General features: G+C 38.9%; 21 protein-coding genes, 1 pseudogene and 2 riboswitches. Of the genes and pseudogenes, 5 read left to right on the forward strand and 17 right to left on the reverse strand.

All coding sequences use genetic code 11. The features are described from left to right. Positions 1-70 precede the first annotated feature (70 nt). The 11 genes and pseudogenes from ABVF21_RS00520 to ABVF21_RS00570 form a co-directional block, all read right to left on the reverse strand. Positions 71-460 (reverse strand): VOC family protein, encoded by a 390-nt coding sequence (locus ABVF21_RS00520; RefSeq protein WP_371017246.1) that lies wholly within the window; start codon positions 458-460, stop codon positions 71-73. A 221-nt stretch (positions 461-681) separates the two neighbouring features. Beyond that, a complete protein-coding gene (locus ABVF21_RS00525; RefSeq protein WP_371017247.1) occupies positions 682-963 on the reverse strand; it encodes a hypothetical protein in 282 nt (93 codons plus the stop codon). A gap of 184 nt (positions 964-1,147) precedes the next feature. Further along, positions 1,148-1,831: a response regulator transcription factor gene (locus ABVF21_RS00530; protein ID WP_303533378.1), complete on the reverse strand. Its 684-nt coding sequence runs from the start codon at positions 1,829-1,831 to the stop codon at positions 1,148-1,150. A 1-nt stretch (position 1,832) separates the two neighbouring features. Continuing rightward, on the reverse strand, positions 1,833-3,218 hold the full coding sequence (locus ABVF21_RS00535; protein WP_371017248.1) for a sensor histidine kinase: 1,386 nt from the start codon (positions 3,216-3,218) through the stop codon (positions 1,833-1,835). Between the two features lie 130 nt (positions 3,219-3,348). Continuing rightward, positions 3,349-3,678 carry a four-helix bundle copper-binding protein gene (locus ABVF21_RS00540; protein ID WP_371017249.1) on the reverse strand — a complete coding sequence of 110 codons (330 nt, stop codon included), beginning with the start codon at positions 3,676-3,678 and terminating at the stop codon, positions 3,349-3,351. A gap of 164 nt (positions 3,679-3,842) precedes the next feature. After that, positions 3,843-4,817 (reverse strand): F510_1955 family glycosylhydrolase, encoded by a 975-nt coding sequence (locus tag ABVF21_RS00545; protein WP_371017250.1) that lies wholly within the window; start codon positions 4,815-4,817, stop codon positions 3,843-3,845. A 125-nt stretch (positions 4,818-4,942) separates the two neighbouring features. Beyond that, positions 4,943-5,518 (reverse strand): YdhK family protein, encoded by a 576-nt coding sequence (locus ABVF21_RS00550; RefSeq protein ID WP_371017251.1) that lies wholly within the window; start codon positions 5,516-5,518, stop codon positions 4,943-4,945. A gap of 158 nt (positions 5,519-5,676) precedes the next feature. After that, a complete protein-coding gene (gene murB / locus ABVF21_RS00555) occupies positions 5,677-6,600 on the reverse strand; it encodes a UDP-N-acetylmuramate dehydrogenase (protein ID WP_371017252.1) in 924 nt (307 codons plus the stop codon). A gap of 439 nt (positions 6,601-7,039) precedes the next feature. After that, complete coding sequence (locus ABVF21_RS00560) at positions 7,040-8,089, reverse strand: homocysteine S-methyltransferase family protein (RefSeq protein WP_303533360.1); 1,050 nt, start codon at positions 8,087-8,089, stop codon at positions 7,040-7,042. Positions 8,090-8,168: 79 nt separating this feature from the next. Next, positions 8,169-8,278, reverse strand: a riboswitch (SAM riboswitch). An 83-nt stretch (positions 8,279-8,361) separates the two neighbouring features. Further along, positions 8,362-9,360, reverse strand: coding sequence for a DUF3895 domain-containing protein (locus tag ABVF21_RS00565; RefSeq protein WP_303533357.1), 999 nt, complete (start codon positions 9,358-9,360; stop codon positions 8,362-8,364). A gap of 121 nt (positions 9,361-9,481) precedes the next feature. Then, positions 9,482-11,131, reverse strand: a pseudogene (locus ABVF21_RS00570) (bifunctional 2',3'-cyclic-nucleotide 2'-phosphodiesterase/3'-nucleotidase); the annotation flags it as partial. A gap of 372 nt (positions 11,132-11,503) precedes the next feature. Here ABVF21_RS00570 and ABVF21_RS00575 point away from each other — a divergent pair. Then, complete coding sequence (locus ABVF21_RS00575; RefSeq protein WP_194221745.1) at positions 11,504-11,998, forward strand: S-Ena type endospore appendage; 495 nt, start codon at positions 11,504-11,506, stop codon at positions 11,996-11,998. 19 nt (positions 11,999-12,017) lie between these two features. Here the strand turns inward: ABVF21_RS00575 and ABVF21_RS00580 are convergent, their stop codons facing one another. From ABVF21_RS00580 to ABVF21_RS00595, 4 genes are all read right to left on the reverse strand, one after another. Then, positions 12,018-12,398: a hypothetical protein gene (locus ABVF21_RS00580; RefSeq protein WP_303533350.1), complete on the reverse strand. Its 381-nt coding sequence runs from the start codon at positions 12,396-12,398 to the stop codon at positions 12,018-12,020. A 137-nt stretch (positions 12,399-12,535) separates the two neighbouring features. After that, positions 12,536-13,603, reverse strand: a complete 1,068-nt coding sequence (rlmN, locus tag ABVF21_RS00585) for a 23S rRNA (adenine(2503)-C(2))-methyltransferase RlmN (protein ID WP_098443743.1) — start codon at positions 13,601-13,603, stop codon at positions 12,536-12,538. 220 nt (positions 13,604-13,823) lie between these two features. Continuing rightward, positions 13,824-14,426, reverse strand: a complete 603-nt coding sequence (locus ABVF21_RS00590) for a CPBP family intramembrane glutamic endopeptidase (RefSeq protein WP_303533345.1) — start codon at positions 14,424-14,426, stop codon at positions 13,824-13,826. A 140-nt stretch (positions 14,427-14,566) separates the two neighbouring features. After that, entirely contained in the window at positions 14,567-14,797 is a 231-nt protein-coding gene (locus tag ABVF21_RS00595) for a hypothetical protein (RefSeq protein WP_303533342.1), read from the reverse strand. 164 nt (positions 14,798-14,961) lie between these two features. Here ABVF21_RS00595 and ABVF21_RS00600 point away from each other — a divergent pair, with 164 nt between their 5' ends. Then, on the forward strand, positions 14,962-16,605 hold the full coding sequence (locus tag ABVF21_RS00600) for an L-lactate permease (protein WP_371017253.1): 1,644 nt from the start codon (positions 14,962-14,964) through the stop codon (positions 16,603-16,605). A 63-nt stretch (positions 16,606-16,668) separates the two neighbouring features. On the opposite strand, the gene ABVF21_RS00605 is transcribed toward ABVF21_RS00600, so the two are convergent. Both ABVF21_RS00605 and ABVF21_RS00610 read right to left on the reverse strand, forming a co-directional pair. Beyond that, complete coding sequence (locus ABVF21_RS00605; protein ID WP_303533337.1) at positions 16,669-18,144, reverse strand: extracellular solute-binding protein; 1,476 nt, start codon at positions 18,142-18,144, stop codon at positions 16,669-16,671. A 449-nt stretch (positions 18,145-18,593) separates the two neighbouring features. Beyond that, complete coding sequence (locus ABVF21_RS00610; RefSeq protein ID WP_303533334.1) at positions 18,594-18,851, reverse strand: hypothetical protein; 258 nt, start codon at positions 18,849-18,851, stop codon at positions 18,594-18,596. Between the two features lie 201 nt (positions 18,852-19,052). On the opposite strand from ABVF21_RS00610, the gene ABVF21_RS00615 reads away from it, so the two are divergent. The 3 genes from ABVF21_RS00615 (at position 19,053) to ABVF21_RS00625 (ending at position 22,308) form a co-directional block, all read left to right on the forward strand. After that, the gene (locus ABVF21_RS00615) at positions 19,053-20,066 is read left to right on the forward strand and encodes an LLM class flavin-dependent oxidoreductase (protein ID WP_303533331.1); all 1,014 of its coding nucleotides are present in this window, start codon (positions 19,053-19,055) and stop codon (positions 20,064-20,066) included. Positions 20,067-20,215: 149 nt separating this feature from the next. Further along, a riboswitch (purine riboswitch) is annotated at positions 20,216-20,317 on the forward strand. A 105-nt stretch (positions 20,318-20,422) separates the two neighbouring features. Continuing rightward, entirely contained in the window at positions 20,423-21,010 is a 588-nt protein-coding gene (locus ABVF21_RS00620) for a xanthine phosphoribosyltransferase (RefSeq protein ID WP_303533329.1), read from the forward strand. After that, the gene (locus ABVF21_RS00625) at positions 21,007-22,308 is read left to right on the forward strand and encodes a nucleobase:cation symporter-2 family protein (protein WP_371017254.1); all 1,302 of its coding nucleotides are present in this window, start codon (positions 21,007-21,009) and stop codon (positions 22,306-22,308) included. Before ABVF21_RS00620 ends, ABVF21_RS00625 begins: the two co-directional genes overlap by 4 nt. The last annotated feature ends 1 nt before the right edge of the window (position 22,309 follow it).

Genomic DNA, 22,309 nt, shown 5'->3' on the forward strand with positions numbered 1-22,309 from the left:
ACATCAAAAAAACACCATCGAGTAGTCGATAGTGTTCGTCATAAAACTGTGTGAGGAGAAGGTCTTTCTTTTATGCTTTGCTTCGCTCCATAACCGCGAAATAGTGATTTTCTGGATCTGCAAAGTTAAAGATTCGTCCTGAAGGCATCGATACGATCTCTCCAACAGTTATTTCCTTGCCTTTAAAATCTTCATATAGCCGATCTATATCGTCAGTGAAAAACATAAGGGATGGTGTTCCGAGATTTAACTCGGGTTCCATCTTCGCAATAAACGCTTTATCATGAAGGACGATACTCGTCGCTCCCCCTTCCAAAGTAGGCGCAACCTCCATCCATTTCATTGGACTATCGTTATCTTCTTTCGAAACTAAGCGAAAACCGATTTTTTCCGTCCAAAATGTTAGTGCTTCTTCCTGATTGTCCACGTAGAGCATGATTTGACCGATTTGATTGATCATTTAAACACTCCTTTTTGTTTAAGGGAAATCTCGTACTATCTATCTATTCTACATAAGAATTGGCTGACCTTTAGTAATTGATAAAAGAACATTGCCTTCTCTTGAAACATCATTTTTTCTTAACTTTATAGGGGATTCAGTTGATCCGTTCCCTTCAATCAACAGTATAAGCTAACATAGGTAATTCGTAAGAAAAGCACCCCCAAGTGGGAGTGCTTAAATTAGCGCAAATCGTCTTTTATTGCGTTTGTAAATTGGGCAATGGCATCATTATCGATTCCTTGAGCGGAAGCCATTTGCTTCAAAGCTTCTGGATCTTGATGTTGAGAGTGCGATTGAGGTTGATGGGAAGAATTTTGATGAGAATGATGCTGTTGCATGCCCATAAACCCGTCCTGCATCCGACTAGTTAGTGCGTAGGCAGCCGCTCCTCCTAATGCACTTAATGCCATGACGGTAGCGGTTTTCCCTTTCCCTTTTTGATTACGCTTTTTATTGTACACTTCAGGTCACTTCCTTAGATAAAAGTTTAAAGGTGTGTTTCTAATCAATTGTTAGTCACACAGGTTAGTTTAAGTCAACTCGGACTTAATATACTGGTGCGTATTCCCAAGTGTAAATACACCTTATATGTAAAAGGATAATGATTAGTACTATGGAAAATATAAATGAACTCCGTTATATCAATCAATTTTTAAGTTTTTTCCACTTATACCCTACCCCCCATATGGTCACTAAATATTCGTCGATCTGGAAGTTAACAGATCGACATTTATCCCGTAAATTCCGTATATGTGAGTCAATCGTGCGTCCTTCTGTACTTGATTCAAATCCCCAAATCATTTGAATCAGGTGATCACGACTAAAAACTTTTTCAGGATTTTTCAAGAAAAGTCCAAGAAGCTTAAATTCAATAGGGGTAACAGGGATAAGGGAACCGTTGTAAGAAACAAGATGTTTATCTGCATCCCACGTGAGTCCTTTAAACACCAATTGATTTAAATCAACCTGCTTTAAGCGTCGAGAGACTGCCTCCATTCTAGCAAGGAGAACTCGTTCATCGAAAGGTTTAGTGATGTAATCATCTGCACCTAGCTTTAGTCCTTTTACAATGTCTTCTGATTGTTCACGTGCTGTTAGCATAATAATTGGAACATCTGACTGTTTTCTGATCTCTTCACATGTTTTCCAACCATCCATATCTGGCATCATAATATCTAACAAGACCATATCCACATGAGTTTTCTTTAGTTTATTAAGTGCATCTAAGCCTGTGTTTGCTTTATATATACAATATCCATGTGGCTTTAAGTAGAGAGAGATTAAATCAACCATTCTTTCTTCGTCATCTACAGCTAGAACATATTTCAATTTATTCAACTCCTGCTAAGGCGATTGTCATTGTCGTGCCTTTCCCTTCTTCACTATTAGCAGATATGCTCCCACCGTGCCTTTCAACAATTTCTTTGGCAATAGCAAGACCGAGTCCGGAGCCACCATACTTTCTTGATCGGGATTTATCAACACGATAAAGGCGTTCAAAGATGAAAGGTAAATCCTTCATAGGAATCCCCTCTCCTTCGTCAACCACTTTTATGATGACTGTCTTTTGAGAGACGCTGACATCGATTAATACATATTTTCCTTGTTCACTATAGTGTAAAGCATTATCTAACAGATTTAACATCACTTGAGAAAACCTCGCAGGGTCAATCGTTAAGCGAATATCGTTCTGACATGATACTTTCAAATCAATTCCTTTTCGATCAAAAGCAGGCTTCACTTTCTCTCTAATTTGATGAATTAATGGACATAAATCGACTGATTCACGATCAATCGAAAATCCTTGTTGATCCATTTGGGCCATATCAAATAAATCTCGAACGAGCGAGGTTAAGTTTTCGGATTCTTCTTTAATAACGGCTAGATAAGTGTTTCTCTCGTCGAGCGATAACGCTTCTCGCTGAGCAATGTCAGCGTAGCCGTTAAGATAAGTTAATGGTGTTCTAAGTTCATGGGCAATATTAGCTAGAAAATCACTGCGATCGTTTTTTAATCGTAGCAAATCGTCGGACAAACTCTGGATCGCTTTGGCTAATTCACCTAATTCGTCGTTTCGATCTACTTTTAATGAGACATCATGATTCCCTGTACTCATTTTCTGTGTGGCTATTTTCATATCAATCAATGGGCGTGTAATGATTCTTGAAAGGTAAATAATTGTAATAATTGTAAGGAAGAGTGCTAGTCCACTAATAATCAAAAATTGGGTCGTTAAGTGGTCTCGTACGTCGCGAATACCTTGTGTATCAAGAATCATATACACGTTTCCAACAAGCTCATCATCAACAAAAATCGGAGAACCAGTTGTAACAAAAGGTTCTTCACCCCAATCTCCTTCCACAATAGCTCCTGTTACAGGGAGGGGGTTTGAGGAAGCAATTTTTTCTTCAATAGTAGGCATGACTTTATTAGAATGAACAAGGATGGTATTCTTTTCATTTGTTATGACTACCTGCGTCTCAGCTTCAGATTCCATAAGTGCAACGTGTTCCATTGTCTCACGATTGAAATGCTTCGCTAGTACATCTCTATGGCTATTCCCTCTTGCTAGAAGGGCATCCGTTTCTGCCATAATGCGTTCGTTTAAAAAACCGAAGTACAGCACCATGAACAAAATACCTTCGAGTAGTAAGATGCTTATGAGAAAAAATAGACCTAATTTTGTTGCTAATTTACTTTTCCTCTTTATTCTCATGTCTTTCTCCTTTATGAACAGCTAGTGTAACAGTATTATATCGAGAAAGTGTGCAGGCTGTCTGCATTGTACAAAACAGCTGCATAAAAAAGAAGCCTGTGTTAGTAAACAGACTTCCTCACTATCTTGATTATGATGCTAATTTCTTGCATTCTTCTGCACATTTGAAACAAGCTTCAGCGCAATCCTGACAATGTTTGTGTTCATGCTTCTTACATTCATTCCCACAAGCTTCACAAATGGTCGCACATGCTGTGGCAAGTTCAGCAACAAATGGTGTTCCTCTCACGAGAGCTTGTTCGAGGTAACCGCAAATATCAGAGCATTCTCTGTCCATGCGAATACATTCCGCCATCATGTTGACATCATCTTCTTTTAAACAAGAATCGTAGCAGTGATTACAGGCTGTCATACATTCATGAAGTGTTTGAATAACCGATCCGTAATTTTCTTGTGACATTCGCTCATTCCTCCTTAAAAGTTAAGTACACTGTCATATTTTCCTATTTGATCCAGATTAAACGTCATTAGCAAATAAAGTTGAAGGATAGGAAATTTCATTCTTTCTGCACAAATTCTTGATAAACGAAGGGAATAGAATACGGGTTCTTCTCCGAAATCAACTTATTTCTTGATTTGCCTTTCATTGATTAAAGTAGTCCACGATTCCCCATTGTCAGTTGTTTGATAAAGACTACCACTTATTGTATGAAAGACAACCTCATCCTCATTTTGTGGATTGACTGTAACATAATCAATGGCGTCTAAAGATTGATTAGGCATAGTCACTTCTTCCTCTTCACCGTCTTGCAATGATTGAACAATGAGCTGATTCCTAGGTTCCTGCACTGCATAAATAAAGCGATCCTCTAGAAAAACCATTGTACTAACAGCTACTTCTTTCGTGATTCGAGTTAACGACTCACCTTGATTACGAGAGAGATATAACCCGGAAGGAGAGGTTATAGCAACAAGGTTCGTCTTACTTGGATGAGTGAATAACCCACTTATTTGATTGGGAGTTCCTTTTAACGCGACATCCACCCACTTCTTAGCGTCCTCACTATAATAGACGCCTATTTCCATTTCGCTATTTCTTTGTTGATTTACTGCATAAATGGCGTTCGTTTCATATCCCACAGCTAAATAATGAAAATCAGCTTCGCCTTGAAAACCTAGCTTTTCTATTGTCTTGCCTCGGTCTGTACTTTTGATTAATCCAAGTGGATTTGGTAACGCAGATCCTTCTCCAGGGTGTCCACTACTATAAAATCCATCAGCTACAGCTTGGAATCCCATATAATCATTTTTGTTTGTAGTCGCTTCGTACCAGATTTGATTATGATAAATTAGAGGACCGTCGTGAGTAGCCACTAGCAGTTCATTACGGTTACCGGGATAACCGATCCCGTGGACATGATCGATTTGCTTTCTATCAACTTCTTTATAAATGGCAGAGTTACTGATGGATGCGAGATTTGTTTCTTTTTGTTCTGTATCATTTGATTGACTTTCATTTGGTGGCGATTGATCATTTTGACAAGCAGATAGTATTACAGTGAGAATTAAACCTATTGTATAGAGCGATATTTTCTTCAAAGCTTTTCATCCTTTTCTACTTGTTTGTGACGATAGCGTTAGAAAATCAAGTGGAAGACCGGCAGATATCAGTGAACCTCTTTAAAATAACCCGAACCTAACGAGTTCGGGTTATGAATGGTCAATTATTCAGTTACGGTTAATTCGTCTTCCGTTACCCATTTATGATTCGTTACTTTTTCGCCACCAGTTGTTGGTGTGTAGTCGATCATATATACGGTAGTTTCTGTAGCAGATTCGATCGTTGCAATCGCACCTTCCATTCCTTCCATATGAGAAGCCATTAATGTTACTTCAGTTCCAGATGGAAGTGGAGCTTCATCTGGATCCTCCAGTTCTTCATGAATGACCCATTTATGATTTTCTACGGGTTCCCCGCCATCTTCAGGGGTGTAAGTTACAACATAAGCTGTCGTATCATATGCCCCCACAATAGTTGCTTCTGCACCTTCCATTCCTTTCATATGGTTCGCTTCAATGATCGCCGTGCTACCTTCTGGATAAGTGGGATTTTCAGACTTTTGTAGGTCTTCAGGTACCTCAGCAGAGCCTGAATGATTCATCCCTTCCATACTGCTTTCAGAGTTTGCCTCTGTGTTAGTAGAGTTTTCATTTACTTGTTCATTGTTGTTTGCACAAGCAGCAAGAATGAGCGCCATTGATAATGTTATTACACCAATCAATTGAGTTTTACTTTTCATAATAGTCCTCCTCTAGTCTTTGGAATTGTATGCCAATATCTACTTTATCCGTAAAGTATGCACTTATTGTGCAGATTTCATATGTTCACAGATTTATCGAATATCGGTGAAAGAACACTAAAAAGCCGCTCTTTTTGTAAGAGCGGCTGTCATGTGAATTATGGTTTTTCAGGTGGTTCCCCTATGACGCGAACTTCACGTTCAAGATCGACATCAAACTTTTCTTTTACTGTTCGCTGCACATGATGAATCACGTCCAGATAGTCAGTCGCTGTCGCATTATCGATATTTACAATAAAGCCAGCATGCTTTTTGGAGACTTCAGCTCCACCGATTCGTGTACCCTGAAGCTGTGAGTCCTGAATGAGCTTACCAGCAAAAAGGCCAGGAGGTCGTTTAAACACACTGCCACATGAAGGGTATTCTAGCGGTTGCTTTGTTTCACGTTTTTCCGTTAAGTCATCCATGATTGCTTTAATATCCTCATACTCTCCAACTTTAAGCTTGAAAGTAGCTTCAAGGACAAGAAGACCATTTTCTTCTACATTACTATGACGGTAAGATAAATCAAGTTCATCAGCTGTCAATTTAACGAGCTTTCCTTCCTTTGTTACAGCAAGAACGCTTTCGAGACAATCCGCGATTTCTCCACCGTATGCTCCTGCGTTCATATAAACAGCTCCGCCGACAGAGCCTGGGATCCCGCAAGCGAATTCGAGTCCACTTAGTTTGCTGTCACGAGCAAATTCAGAAGCATCAATAATACGTGCGCCAGCTTGAGCAATAACTTTTTCTTCTTCTTTTTGAATGGCTTTTAGTGAAGAAAGATTCAGGACAATTCCTCTAATGCCTCCATCTTGGATAATAACATTAGAGCCTTTTCCTAAAATGGTTAATGGATAGTTAGATTGATAGGCGTACTCAACTGCTGCTCGTGCGTCCTCTAGCGTGTTAGGAAACACAAGGACATCCGCACATCCACCCATTTTTGTATACGTATGTGCATTTAATGGCTCATTTATCTTCAGTTCCGCACTGGGTAAAATGGAGCGGAGTTCATTTAATAAATTTTGATTATTCATAGGCTACCTCGCTTATAAAACAGTTCGTTTTCATTGTGGTTTGAGTTCAATAATGTTTCATGGACATATTCAAACACATTTAAAATAATAACACAACTACTTCATAAATATGATGTTTTTCATAAAAGAAGCCTTTAATTCGAAAAGAATGTTACTTGGAAAGCAACTTATATAGCGGAAAAATCAATTTCAGACATCGTGATTGGAAAAATGCTGTTATCCTATCAAATGCAAAAACCATTGTATTCGTTACTCTTCAACTGATACTGTTACTAATCATCGCCAACGTTATCAAAAATAATCAGTTTATAGAAAAAATGTAGTAGATATAATCTCCTATGTAAAAATGGCTTTAAATACTGTAGTACAGGTCTACAAATAGGTTTTTGGTAAAAAAACAACAACCGGAGAAATTAAGTTCTCCGGTTGTTGTTATAAATTAGGCCTTTGCTCTATAAGCCGTATTGTTATCTTTCAATGTCTCATCAGTTCCAAACAAAAAGTGCTTTTCCATATTTGGAGAATATACCGAGTTTACAGTTGTTCTGCCAACTGTTTCAGCCACCTCTCGCAGCATGCTTGGAGAAGCGCCGCAACAGAGTCCCAAGTAATTGACCCCAACCTGCTGTGCCTCCTTAGCCCATTCCGCTAGCTCATAACGGTTACAATAAAGCGGATCTAAAGAGGTTGGAAAGGTCGTCTCTGTTGGCAATGTACACGCACAGCCACCGTCTGGTAAGTTAAAGAATGTTGGGTGTTCTTCTGATGTACGATAAGGAATTGGAAGAGCTCCAACGTATCCGTTAACAGACTGTCTGATTTTTTCAATGTATGGTTGCATTGTAGCCGGACCTCTAAAACAGTTCATTCCAACAACTAGTGCTCCTTGTTCTTCTAACAAACGGCAAGCCTCTTCAACGGTATAGCCATCCCTTAAAATGTTCTCACTCATGAGTCCGAGTGTAATTACAGCTTGAAGATCCTGCTTTTGAATCTCTTCTAGCGCTATTTTTGCTTCTTCATAGTAGTAGAAAGTTTCCCCATTGATGAAATCAACGCCTTCTTCTTTGCTCCATTTCACCATTTCAGCAAAAATCGATCGAATTTGTTCCTTACTTTCCTCATCTTCAGGATCAAATAAGTTTGTATTTGAAATGTTTCCTGCGACTAGCGCTTCTTCTTCAGGGTGTTCTTTCGCAACTTCCTTAGCCAGGCGGATAGCTTGTCTATTGAGCGGTTCTAACAAATCTTCTTTTCCAATAATCCTCATTTTCTCTCGGTGACCATTATACGTAAAAGCAAGTACGACATCTGAACCTGCAAGCATATAATCACGATACGTTTGTTTTAGCGCTTCAGGATTGTCTAGGGCAACTTCAGGTACGAATGATCCTGCTTGTAAATAACCACGACGCTCTAATTCAAATAGATAACCTTCCCCGCAAATAACTGGACCATCTTGCAATCGTTCTTCAAGTGTTCTTTTCATGTGTAACAGCTCCTTTTCTGGATAAAATAAAAAACCCTCTTCTTAAACAATAAGAAGAGGGTTTGCTAACATAATCCTCCTCTTATCTTCCAGGTGATATCACCTGTAGGATTTGGCACCAGCTTCAACCGTAGTTGAAAGGTTGCCGGGCATCATAGGGCCTATTCCCTCCGCCGCTCTTGATAAGAGTGTTGATTTAATTTTTGAACATGTGTGAAATTATAGACCGGTTAACTGGAAATGTCAATCACTTATCTGATAATTATGAAATGTTAAGATGATCTCTTGCTTTTCAGTCGATAGATGCGATCTTCACGCCCTATCGGCTCGACTGACATTGATCCAGATGCAACAAATGAATCGAGGTAGGTACAAACAGCAAAATAAATTTTTGGTTTCTTTGTGGAGTATCTCTTGTCTTGTACCTTTCCTTCCTTAATCAAAAGCTCACAAATCATCAGAGCACTTTCCATACCTTGCTGAATATAGGAGTCTACCGCTTCCTGTGTTGTAAATGAAAGGTCTCCTACAAAATAGGTTTCCTTAGGTTTCTCGCTTGTCTTTTCTTGTAAAGGTTCTTGAACATCTTCCGCGAACAAATCAAAAGAACCTTGTAATTCCTCTTCTGATTTCGGTTCTTCCTGGTTGCTTTTCGGGTTGACTACTTGTTCTACAGTGTTGCTCCCTCTTTGAAAAGCTTCTTGGTCTTCACGATAAGATCTGATTAAACTGTTTAGCCTTTTTTCTTGTAGATCTAGTAATGGAAGATTTAATGAAAGTGGCTGTTCAATGTCTTGTGGAAGGTTCAATCCTTCAGGAATGTCGTATGTAGGATAGCCGTTCTGTCTTTTCAACAGTAGCTCATCCAACTCATAATCTATTTCCATAAATCCCTTCACAACTTCTCTCACAATGGAAGCGGGTAATCCGGTATGCTCTTCGAAATGATTTATCCCGAAACGCCGTGTTTTTCCTGTTTTTGCATGTCGAACAACATACTGATACCGTAAAGAGCGACCGCACTCACATTTTAAATCATCTGAAACGAAGCCCGCATCGATGTAATCTTCTAGTATCCAATCATCAAGCAGCATCCTGATTTCTTCATCCGTTGCCCCACTTGGAATCATCCGCCCTTTACTTCTAGCTATGACATTCGCAAAAGCCGTTTTTTTACCGCGTTTAAGAAAATTCATTACATACGTTTGTTGCTCATTTGTCAGATCTGAAAAAAGCTCATCTCTTTGGGTGCTTGTCAGGCTTTGTGTCATATAAATCCCTTTCTGTACGATAGTAATTCCATTATATCAGTAAATATTCTACTATTGTTTGCATCGGATAAATTCTTAAAATAAGAAACGCCAATTCTGATGAATTGGCGTGAATTCGTTCTTAACGATGGCGGCCGTGCTCGCCCTTATGATTATGATGATGCTTTTCTTTTTTCTGTTTCGTTAAGTCGAGTGTATATTTAGCGAAACCATTTTCTGTTTCATCAACAAAATGAATCGTTTGAATGCTTTCCGCATAGGTTTTGGCTTGTAACGAGGATTCAAAAGTGACGTTCAGTTTCTTCTTATTAACTGTGTGAAATGACCAGTTCTGATCAGCTGTTGGATTAATTGTTTTGTTTTCAAGAATATAGTCAATTAAAATTTGTCTATTTTCATCAGGGGAATCAATGACAATATTCGAACCGTCTAAGTGCGGAAAGTGGCCCCCGCCTGTCGCTCTGTAATTATTTGTAGCAACGATAAAGGACATGTCTTTCGTTACCTTTTCTCCGTTGTATTTTAGCGATTTAATTCGATTTGCATCAGCATTTACTACACTCCCACTCATATCATATTTCGCAGGTTCTGTAACATCGATTTGATAGGTAACGCCATCAATCACATCGTAGTTATAAGAAGGGAAATCAGGATTAATTAAAGGCTGTTCCTGTTTATCTTTTTTGTTGATTACATTAAATTGGCCTGCTGACATTTCAAGCCAATCCTTCAGTTCGTCACCATTTAACAGCACCGCTTTCAGTGTATTCGGATATACGTAAAGATCAGCTGTGTTTTTAATCGCAATGTCCCCAGCAGGAATATCCGTATAGTAGGACGAACCCCCTCGACCGCCCGCTTTAAATGGAGCGCCTGCGGATAGAACTGGAATACCTTCATATTCGGTACCCTGAATATTGTTTTCTACATACCATTTCTGAGCATTGGTTACAATCTGGATGGACGGATCATCATTAACGAGCGCAAAGTAACTGTTTATGGGTGCAGTTGTTTCACCGACAGCTGTTCGCACATAATCAATTGTCGCTTCATGATCGTCTTTCACTGCATTCACGATATCCATGTCTGCTTCTACAAGTGGTGTTTTGGTTACTTTATCATAGATGGGACGAGCTTCAGATTTGGAATCGTTCACTGACCATTCCCCATTATCTTCCGTTAAAGATAGGTCGATTACCCCTAGGTGATCTCCCCAGTAACCTGGCTCGACGGAAGCGACTCCATTAATGGTTCCTTTTGTATTATCCACTCCATCAACTCCTTGAAAGCTGTTATCTCCAGGGAATACTTTGTGGGCATGTCCAAATAAAATGGCATCGATGCCTTCCACTTCGCTTAAGTAGTAAACGGCATTCTCGTCATTTCCCTGTGGTGCTGCCTTCTCAAAGCCAGAATGAGGTATGGCGACAATAATATCGGCCCCTTCTGCCTTCATTACTGGCACGTATTTATTAGCTGTTGCAACAATGTCCTTTACGATCACATTCCCTTCAAGATTAGCCTTATCCCACTGCATCACCTGTGGAGGAACGAATCCGATCACGCCTACTTTCAGTTGATGTTCCGTTCCTGAGTCATCTTTCACGGTTTTATCAAGAATTTGATAAGGAGTGAAAAAGTTTTGATCATTTGATGGATCATCATCGTGATCATCTACATACACGTTCGCATTTATGTATGGGAAGTTCGCGCCGGCTAGGCTTGTCTGAAGGAAATCGAGACCAAAATTAAATTCGTGATTTCCAATGTTCCCATTGAGTATACGGTTGATGCACAATCTTCTTTAGTATTAGAACTAACGAACGTAACATTGATTCAAATTCAGTGTACTTCTGCTACGCCTCCAACCCCAGATGTTTTCTGTACAGCTACTGTTGAAATGGATCTTCAATATACAGCAGGATTATAATCTATTGCACTCGATGAAGTCCTACGACGGAGAGTGTTTTTTTATTTCGTTAATTTCATTTAAAAATGAAAAACGAAAGCTAAATAAGCTATTTCAATAAATAGGAATAATGATTTTTGTCATACTTATTTTTGGATTGACTTGGACGCTTATCTATACAAAACAAATGTCCATGCATTTACTATATAAAAGGAAGTTTAAGGATGTGCTCTTATGTCAAGAAGTAAATCGTTGTTTCAAGAAGATCACCCCTTATGTGAAAGGCGTCGTCCCCATCAATCAAAGGGAGAGCTGGTGGAAGAAAATATCTGTGGCGTCTTTCGAATTGATCCACTCCTCAACCCTTATGCCCCAATATGGGAAGCGGTTGGAGATATAGGACCAGTATCAGGAACTCTATCAATTTATTACGATGGTGGGGTTTGTGAGGAAGTCGAGGTATTAATTGATCACTGTCATGAACCTGCATTTTATGTGCCAGAGGGAAATACGAGAACGAGAACATATCAACAACTGTGTAAAGTAACGATTGTAGCAAGAGATCGTCGAAAAGAAACCGGTTCTATTCAACACCCCCATGGACATAAGAAGCACTCCGTCTGTACGGGGCGCTATTGTCTAACTATTTATTACCATGTAAAGGGATATAAAAAGAAGTCACATAAGAAGCAAGACTGTGTGAACAAGGAGTGTCATGGAGGGTGCTGATCTATTCTATCAGCCCTTTCTATTTTCTTTCAGGCATAAACGATAAAGATCCTCTTGCACCAACGACAATTCTTTTTGAAATGATTTGTCCGTTCTCTTCTTCAAAGATAAGATACAATTTTTCATCATCAATTTCTGCATTTAGATAGGTAGCAGATGGATAGAGCTCTTTTAAGCTTTCCTCATAATAAACCTTCACAAGATTACCATTTTGATCATAAACGTCTAACCTTGACAATTGGTCGTTAAATATAATGACGTGAAGATAATTGTAACCAGACCTCACACTTGCTTCCTCTCCACTTAATTCGAAAGGTGGATTTGAGCGATTATAATCGGAAGAAATACCTGTTGCAATCCATAAAAAGAGAAAACAAAGGACAATAATAAATCCTTTCATAATTCATCTCCCATATATAAACATCTATTTTCTAAAAATAAACGTTTTTGTTTACAGTGTATGCTTCCCCCGTTTGAGAGTGTGTCAATTACCCTACATAAAAAAAGACGCACCTTTAAAGGTGCGTCTTAATTGAATTATTTACCTGCATTTTCGAGTTTCTTTACTTGTTTACTGCGAAGCTGACCGCATGCAGCATCGATATCTGTTCCGTTCTCATGACGGATCACACAGTTAATACCGTTTTTCTTAAGCGTATCATAGAACGCAAGAATCGATTCTTTTTCACTACGCTGATAAGAGTGGTCATCAACTGGATTGTATGGAATCAAGTTTACGTAAGAAAGATGACGTTTGTCAGCGAGAAGATTCGCAAGTTGTTTCGCTTCTTCTACGTGATCATTGACGTCTCTCAACATAATATACTCAAACGTAATTCTGCGGTTGGTTTTCTCAAGATAATAATCAATCGCAGGCATTAATTTTCCAAGCGGATAAGCCTTATTGATTTTCATAATCTTCGTACGCAACTCATCATTAGGAGCATGTAGAGAAATCGCAAGGTTCACCTGAAGATCTTCATTGGCAAAGTCGTAAATTTGCTTCGCAAGACCACTTGTTGAAACCGTAATGTGGCGCGCGCCAATACAAAGTCCTTTTTGAGAATTAACGATGTGAAGGAAGTCCATCATATTATCATAGTTATCGAAAGGTTCACCGATTCCCATAATAACAATATGACTGACGCGTTCTTCATTCGCCTTTTCATCAAGTGCGTGTTGCACGTTCATGATTTGCTCAACAATCTCACCGCTTGTAAGGTCACGGCTCTTCTTAAGAAGTCCACTTGCACAGAAGGAACAACCGATATTACACCCTACTTGTGTCGTTACACAAACAGATTGACCGTAATGGAAACGCATAAGTACCGTTTCAATAACGTTCCCGTCTTGTAATTTGAACAAGAACTTGATCGTACCGTCAGAAGATTCCTGCTTGATTTCCTGAGTTAATGTCTGAATCGCAAAGTTTTCTTCCAAAAGTTTGATACAGTCTTTGTTTACATTATTCATTTGAGAAAATTCTTTAACACGCTTTTTATAGAGCCAATCCCATACTTGGGAGGCACGGAATTTTTTGTGACCACGTTCTAGCAACCATTCAGTTAGCTGATCAAACGTTAATCCGTATATAGATTCTTTCATTTATAACCCTCTTTTCAATTCTTAGCCATTCAGTCTAATACTACTAGAAGTATAACCAAGTCGCAACCGCTTAGTCCAGAATAGTGAAGAATATAGTCTAAAATAGCCTATGTTTTCAAGAAGCTTCGCTCGTTTACCTATTAGACTGTAACATATAGTGACTAAGTTTATAAAACAAAGAAAGACCTTTCCCTTCTGGAAAAGTCTTTAGTCGTGTTACTTACAGTAATGGAATAATAACTAAAATGAGTAAATCAAAGAAGATATGTGATAATAATGGCACCCAAAAGTTCTTTGTTCTTTCATAAAGCCATCCCCAGGCCATTCCACCTCCGATTGCAGCTAGTACTAATAAATACGCATCGGAATAAAGATGAGCCGTCGCATATAAAATGGTCGCTATAAGGGTCGTGTCTCCCTCTTTGTACTTCTTCAACTGTTGCTGAATATATCCTCGCCAGTAGATTTCTTCTCCCGGAATGACGATCAGTACAAGACTAATGAAATGCCAGGCTTTAACTGGTTGGACCACATCATAAAACCGCTCCATCTCTTCAAATAAAGAAGGATAAACCCACTTGATTCCTGCAATTCCTATATAGGAAAGAATATATAACAATATCGCACTAATGACGATATAAAGCCAATGTTTGAACGTGATTTTTTTAAACTTAAGTGCTCCTGTTTTCACACTTAAGAATATTAAGATGGCTAGTGTTACTGTAAAAACTGGCCAAAATGTTCCAGGGAAGCGAACAAAGCTTAAAAAAAGTAGAATATGAGCTAATAAAAGTGTGCTAAGGATTATGATTTTCTGATTCATATTTTCATCACCCTATCTTGTTGCCTCTTTTTATCATCCTACCCTGAATGTATCGAACGCATGTTAATTTGAACAGCTTAAATATGTAATGATGTGCTAAACGGAAAAAGCTAACGAAATATGCTTCGTTAGCTTTTAGGCTATTTACTTTGCGATTTGCACTTTTCTTGAATGACAGCAAGAGCACTTTCTTTGTCAAGCTGATCGCTCTGATGCCAGCGGATTTTTCTTCCGAATTCATCTGCCTTGGCATAAGCATAAATTTTGCCTTCATATTCTGCCACGCTAATTTCCCAGTAGTAAGTAACCTCTGCTCCGGTAGGCTGAGTGACTTCAACGGGATAGAAAAAATAATCTACCTTTTTTAGCATATTAGCAACTCCTTCATTATTGCTTCACAGTTATTTTACCAGACTTTTTATTGTTAGGTTTAATGGTTTACTAGAAGAGTGACTTTTATCACATATGGGGAATTGTATTTCGTATATGCTTATATGTGAAAGACGTCACATATAAGCATATACGAGAAAAGGTGATGAAAATGAACGGGCTTCAACTTTTTACAGCATTAACTCCTATTTTAGCGGTGTTTATCTTACTTGTTCTTTTGCGTTTACCTGCAACGAAAGCTATGCCGGGAAGTTTACTCCTCACCGCGTTAATGGCCTATACGATATGGAAAATACCGATGATACAAATGACAGCAGCATTCATTGAAGGATTAATCATAGCTTTGTCGATTATTTGGATTGTATTCGGAGCGATTTTATTATTAAACACGCTACGAAATAGCGGAGCGATTGACGCAATTCGCACGGGATTTATGGGAATATCCGTAGATCGAAGGGTTCAGCTAATTATTATCGCCTGGTTATTTGGGGCATTTATTGAAGGGGCAGCAGGATTTGGAACGCCAGCAGCAATTGGAGCACCACTCCTTGTAGCATTAGGCTTTCCTCCTCTTGCCGCAGTTGCGATGGCTCTTATTGCTGACAGCAGCCCTGTTTCTTTTGGCGCAGTTGGAACACCAATTATCGTCGGGGTCGATCAAGGACTCCGACAGGGTTCAGCTGTCGCGGATCAAGTAACAGCTTCTATTGGACAGCAATCGATGCCTGAATATTTGCAGGCAGTCACTCAAAGTGCTGTCATGATTGATCTTTTCGTAGGTACTTTTATCCCACTTATTTTAGTCATGATGTTAACACGTTTTTTTGGTGAAAACCATTCTTGGAAGGAAGGTCTTTCTTTATGGAAGTTCGCTATATTTGCAGGAGTGAGCTTTACACTGCCCGCATTTATCGTAGCCACCTTCTTAGGCCCTGAATTTCCATCCATCATTGGTGGTCTTGTTGGACTCACAATTGTCGTTCCGGCTGCCAAAAGAGGTTTTCTTCTACCTGATGAGGCCTGGGATTTCAACAGTGCAAAAGAAACATATGTGAAACCTTCAAAAGCGCTACCTTTGTGGCTTGCGTGGTTGCCCTATTTACTCGTTGCGCTTTTATTAGTGCTAACACGCTTGGATGTATTGCCTTTAAAAGGATGGCTAAGGTCGGTTAAAATTGGTTTGAACCATATTCTAGGAACAGAGATCAGCACTTCGTTTGAACCTTTGTATCTACCTGGAACCATCTTTATTGTTGTCATAGTAGCAACAGTCTTTCTTCATAAAATGCCTCTAAAGTCGGTTAAGAATACGGTAGTGGATTCCATGAAAACGATGGTTGGTACGGTTATTGCACTTGGAACGGCTGTTCCGATGGTTCGGATTTTTATTAACTCAGGAATGAATGATGCTGATCTCATGAGTATGCCAATGGAGCTAGCGACACTTGTTTCAAATGTGGTTGGTGATGCGTGGCCACTTGTTGCCCCGTTTATCGGTGCTCTCGGTTCATTCATTTCTGGTAGTGCGACATTTAGCAACATGATGTTTTCACTTTTTCAATTTAGCGTAGCGGATCAGCTTCAAATGAATGAACAACTCGTTCTCTCACTTCAAATACTTGGGGCTAACGCGGGAAATATGATTTGTGTTTTAAACGTTGTTGCAGCTGCTTCTGTTGTTGGCATGGTTGGAAAAGAAGGAACAATTATTCGAATGACACTTGGTCCAATGTTGTTCTATGCTATTGCAACAGGGGTGATTGGATGGATTGCAATTATGTTACTTTAAGTCTCACTAAAGAACAGCGCCTTCTCGGTTGATAGAGAACGCGCTGTTTCTTTGGTAGTATAATTATTGATCTAGTTTTTTAATATCTTCTTCTGCTTTATCAAGCATCATCTGATAATTAAATGTTGTATCTAATTTATTCAAGAATTCATCATACTCACTAAGGTCACGTTGTCCACTTATAAATTTAATCATTTCTTCTTCAGAGAATCGATCAGCATCTGCTGAATTATAGCCCTCTGGATAATCAATATACCCATTTAGAGATTCAATACGCGGAGCGTCTGCGGAAGCTTCGATGTATTCCGTTTGTTTTGAGAATTTCGTTGATAGGTACTCCATTTCAGGTCGACCAGTGAATTGGTAAAGCCAGAAGTAGCCACCTTCTTCAGCCAGTTTGTCCGTTGGGACAATCTTGCCATCTTCTTTGTTATAATGTTCTCCTTCTATACCATATTGAACGAGTTTAGATCCCTCATCAGATGCTACATAGTTAAGAAGTTTAAATATTTTTTCCAGCTTTTCTGGTTGGTCTTCAAGTGCTTTCGGAATAGCATAAAAGCCATTAGCTTGACCTATATCCCACGTTCCTGCTGATTTTCCTGCAGGTCCTTCAATTGCTGTAAGCTGTACCCACTCAGCATCTGGATCTACTGCTTTGTATTGTTCAATATAAGCATCACTCGTTAAATTCGCCCATCCATCAAATAAAATCCCAAATTTACCTTGAAACGCTTTTTGTTGAGGCTCGTTACCTGTATTACTAAAAATTTCAGGGTCCGTTACATCGTTTTCAACAAACTTCGTAACAGCAGTGAGAGCTTCTTTCATATCAGGATCATGAAATGAGTTCACTAATTCACCGTCTTCTTTATAAAAGCTTTTTGGCATTCCTACACCATAAGCACCAAGTATCGGTTGGAAAGCGCTTACTCCTGATCCAGTAAGACCATAAGTATCTTTTTGCCCATTCCCATCTGGATCATCTTCTCGAAAGGCTTTTGCTACTTCATATAAATCATCTACTGTTTTAGGCATTTCCATGTTCAATGCTTCTAACCAATCTTTCCTAACCCAGTACGTATAGAAAGGTATGCTTGCAGGAACAGTCACCGCATAAACTTTATCATTTACCTTCGCTTTTTCAACATTATCTTCTCCAATAAAATCTTGAACTTCCTTAAGGTCGTCCATATAAGGATCAAGGTCTAGTAGTAAACCTTTGTTAGCATATTCTACTAGAGCAGCTCGACTAACTTGAAACAAATCAGGATAATCCCCTGCCGATAAACGAACGTTTAATTTGTTTTCATAGTCATTAGGATTAACGGAGAGATTCACTGGAAAACCAAGTGCCTCATCTAGTTCTTGCTTAATAACGTCATTTTCTGGGTCAGGTAAGTTTACCCCTTGTCGAATGACTTCTACTTCCTCACTACCAGATTCGCTGTCAGCTCCAGACGATAAGTTACAAGCAGAAAGCAATAATGAAAGAGATAACGCAGGTATAAGGACATGACGCAACTTTTTGCTTTTCATAAAAACCTCTCCTTTTTCAATCGTAATAGATGAAGTTCATTTCACTTTTTCCTGAAACTAATCTTTTCTAGTTTATCATAATAATGAATCAGTTCTACTTTGAATTGATAGGGTTGTCGGGTCAACTTCACGGAAAAATAAAGTTCTGATTATTTAATTAAATCCTCTTCTACATTCGCTTTTAAGGTAAACTAGAGCCTTCACTTCTCACCTTGATCAATTGTGTCTTACCCCCTTTAGTCTGTTTAGCTTTTATTTTTCTAAATTTTCTAAATTAAGTATATAAATAATACAAGCTTATGAGAATAGAATATAGAGTCATTTATTTATACTTTATTTCAACCAAAATATGGATAGAAATGCAATTGAATTGAAAGTTTAGTAGTTTACCCCTCATTTGTAATTTTGAATTTACAAAAAACGTTCTCTCTGTGAGAACGTTTAAAGGGTTATCCTAAGTTTTCGATGTTCCAAGTACGAATTGAATAAAATCCAGCATCAAGCTTTTGTTTCTCTTCTAATAAGGTTTCTTGCAACAGTTCAGGAAGCTTCTTAAAAGTCTCGTGATGGACGTCAATTCCTTCATAACTTGAGTAAATCGGAATAGTTACAATTTGTTTATCATGTGTATCGAAGCAGTGTATACATAGAAATCCAACGCTCCTCATTCGATACGAAAACATAATGCGATATCGTGCTTCGCTCATAATATTCTCTCCTACTATTTTTTTAACAGTATGTACAAAATAGTAGATAAGCAAACCTCTCTTTTACGAGTAGCGAGTCAAGATAGGAGTGTTAGAGCATATTGTTTTTAAATTAGTATACCTGCTGATAAAATTGAATATGGGTTTTTCTTGAAAGAAAATCCCCCTTTTACACTCCGAATAGAGAAAGAAGATGAAATTATGTCAACTAGTCAAAAAAAATTATCTGATATTAAATACTCAGTACTAGATTTAGCTCCTGTTATGGATGGAGAAACTATATCCGATGCTTTAGAACGAACAAGAAACCTCGCTCAACACGTAGAGAAACTTGGGTACAATCGGTTCTGGCTAGCTGAGCACCACAATATGCCCTACATCGCAAGCTCTGCTACATCAGTTGTGATTGGACATGTTGCTGCGGGTACCTCAACCATTCGTGTTGGATCTGGTGGAGTCATGCTTCCAAACCATTCCCCTCTTGTCATTGCTGAACAGTTTGGAACACTAGAATCGCTATTCCCTGGACGGATTGATTTGGGACTTGGACGAGCTCCTGGAACTGATCAGCGTACAGCATTTGCATTAAGACGAGGCACTGGAAGCATGGCTCAGGATTTCCCAGAACAAGTCGCTGAACTTCGCTCATATTTTGATCCTTCTATGAGCCCGGGATCATCTCCAGTACGAGCTATTCCTGGTAAAGGTCTTAACGTACCAACATGGTTATTAGGATCTAGCCTATACAGTGCAGAGCTTGCTGGAAAATTAGGGTTGCCCTATTCTTTCGCAAGTCACTTTTCTCCTAAAAATACAGTTAGTGCGCTCCAAACGTATCACCGAAGTTTTACGCCTTCGAAAGCACTCGATAAACCTTATACAATGGTAGGTGTAAACGTGATTGTGGCAGATACAGATGAAGAAGCAAATTATCTGTCTACGACTTTACAACAGCAATTTTTAAATTTGATTCGTAATCATGAAGCGCCTATCCAACCGCCTGTTGAAAAGCTAAATGCGAGTGAATATGAGCTTGCGGCACTTGATCAGCAGCTAGCTACTTCTATTGTTGGTAGTCCTGAAACAGTCAAACGAAAAATGCAGGAATTTCTTGATGAAACGCAAGCGGATGAAATGATGGTGATCTCTTCTGTATATGATTATGAAAAGCGGAAAAAGTCCTATAAGTTGTTATCAGAATTAACGACTGATTAATCAATTCTCCTATAACACATGAGTTAAAATGTTCTGATGTTTGCAAATAACGTTATTTCTTTGAAAACCGAACGAAGTTGATTAAGAGTAAGTCATTGTTAAGATTTGTCTTTACATTGATTTGAATGCTAGTTTATAATACCAATCATAACCTGAATAAGAACATCACTCATATAACCGCAAGAATATGGCTTGCAAGTTTCTACCGGATCACCGTAAATGATTCGACTATGAGTGAGCAACCATCAGTTTAATTACTGTAGACTCTTTCTTTATCTATATTCCCGGAGGCATGTTGCTCACTCTTCTGTGAGCGACGATGTTCTTCGGGTTTTTGTATTGAAGGAGGAAATTATATGGAAAATTTAATGAACAAAATTAGTCAAGAAGGTTTAGCTTTATCTGACGCTGTCTTAAAAGTAGATTCATTCTTAAATCATCAAGTAGATCCAGTACTTATGAAGGAAATTGGTGAGACATTTGCGAGTAAATTTCAAAGAGATTCCATTACAAAAGTCGTTACACTTGAATCATCTGGTATTGCACCGGCTGTTTTTGCTGCCCTCACCCTTAATGTACCGCTTATTTTTGCTCGAAAGCGAAAGTCGCTCACATTACAGGAGGACTTGTTAACGGCAGATGTGTATTCTTTCACTAAAGAAGAAACGAATACAATCACCATTTCGAGTAAATTTTTAAATGAAGAAGATCACGTACTTGTTATTGATGACTTCCTTGCAAATGGACAAGCTGCGGAAGGTCTCATGGAAGTTGTTTCTAAGTCAGGTGCTTCGGTAGCTGGAATTGGTATTGTTATTGAAAAGGCATTTCAAGATGGCGGGAAACGCCTTCGCTCAAATGGGATTAGGGTGGAATCGTTAGCGAAAATCGCTAAACTAGAAGCTGGAAAAGTTACCTTTGTGAGTGAGGGAAGTATCGTATGAATAGCCTGAAATATTTATCACTAGGCATTCAACATGTTCTTGCCATGTATGCAGGAGCTGTCGTTGTACCACTCATTGTAGGAGGGGCCCTGGGGTTAAGTGGAAAGGAACTCACTTATCTTGTCTCAATTGATATTTTTATGTGTGGAATGGCTAGTATTCTACAAGTATGGAAAAATCGTTTCTTCGGTATTGGCTTGCCGGTAGTACTTGGTTGTACCTTTACCGCAGTTGGTCCAATGATTGCGATCGGTGGAACATATGGTATTGCTGCCATTTACGGAGCCATTCTCGCTGCAGGTTTATTCGTGATCTTAATCTCACCTATTTTCAGCAAATTAATAGCATTCTTTCCACCGGTAGTGACTGGTTCAGTCGTCACCATCATCGGAATTACCCTGATCCCCGTTGCTATGGGGAATATAGCAGGTGGGGAAGGTTCGGTTGATTTTGGATCATTACAGAATATTAGTCTTGGATTTGGTACGCTTCTCTTTATTGTGTTATTGACTCGATTCTTTAAAGGGTTTATCCGTTCAGTTGCCATCCTAATAGGACTTGCAGTTGGTACGATCGTAGGCGGATACATGGGGATGGTTGACCTAACACCTATTAAAGAAGCTAGCTGGTTTCATTTAATTCAACCGCTCTATTTTGGGGTACCTACATTTGAATGGACGGCTATCTTGACGATGATTCTCGTTGTTCTTGTAAGTCTTGTAGAATCTACAGGTGTATATTTTGCTTTAAGTGATATTTGTGATGAAAAACTGACGGAGAAAGATGTAAGAAACGGCTACAGAGCAGAAGGCCTAGCGATTGTATTAGGTGGATTGTTTAACGCATTTCCTTATACGACCTATTCACAAAATGTGGGGTTAATTCAACTATCTGGTGTCAAGAAGAAGCAAATTATTTATCTCGTTGGTTCAATGCTGATTTTAATCGGTTTAGTGCCAAAAATCGGTGCTGTCACAACTATTATCCCTCCACCAGTCCTTGGTGGAGCTATGATTGTTATGTTTGGTATGGTAATGGCTTATGGCATTAAAATGCTTGCTCGCATAGACTTTCAATCTCAAGAGAACCTCTTTATTATTGCTTGTTCGATTGGAGTTGGTCTAGGTGTGACAGCGGCTCCATCTGTTTTTGAAAAACTGCCACAAAGCCTTCAAATTCTAACAGATAATGGGATTGTAGCAGGTAGTTTAACGGCAATTACTTTAAATATTGTTTTTCACGTATTTGGAAAAGAAAAAACAACTTCCGCTGCTCTCGTTCAATCCAAAGCTTCATAAA

The organism is Pseudalkalibacillus sp. JSM 102089, from assembly GCF_041366475.1.
In the GTDB taxonomy this organism is placed as follows: Bacteria; Bacillota; Bacilli; order Bacillales; family Guptibacillaceae; genus Guptibacillus; species Guptibacillus hwajinpoensis_B.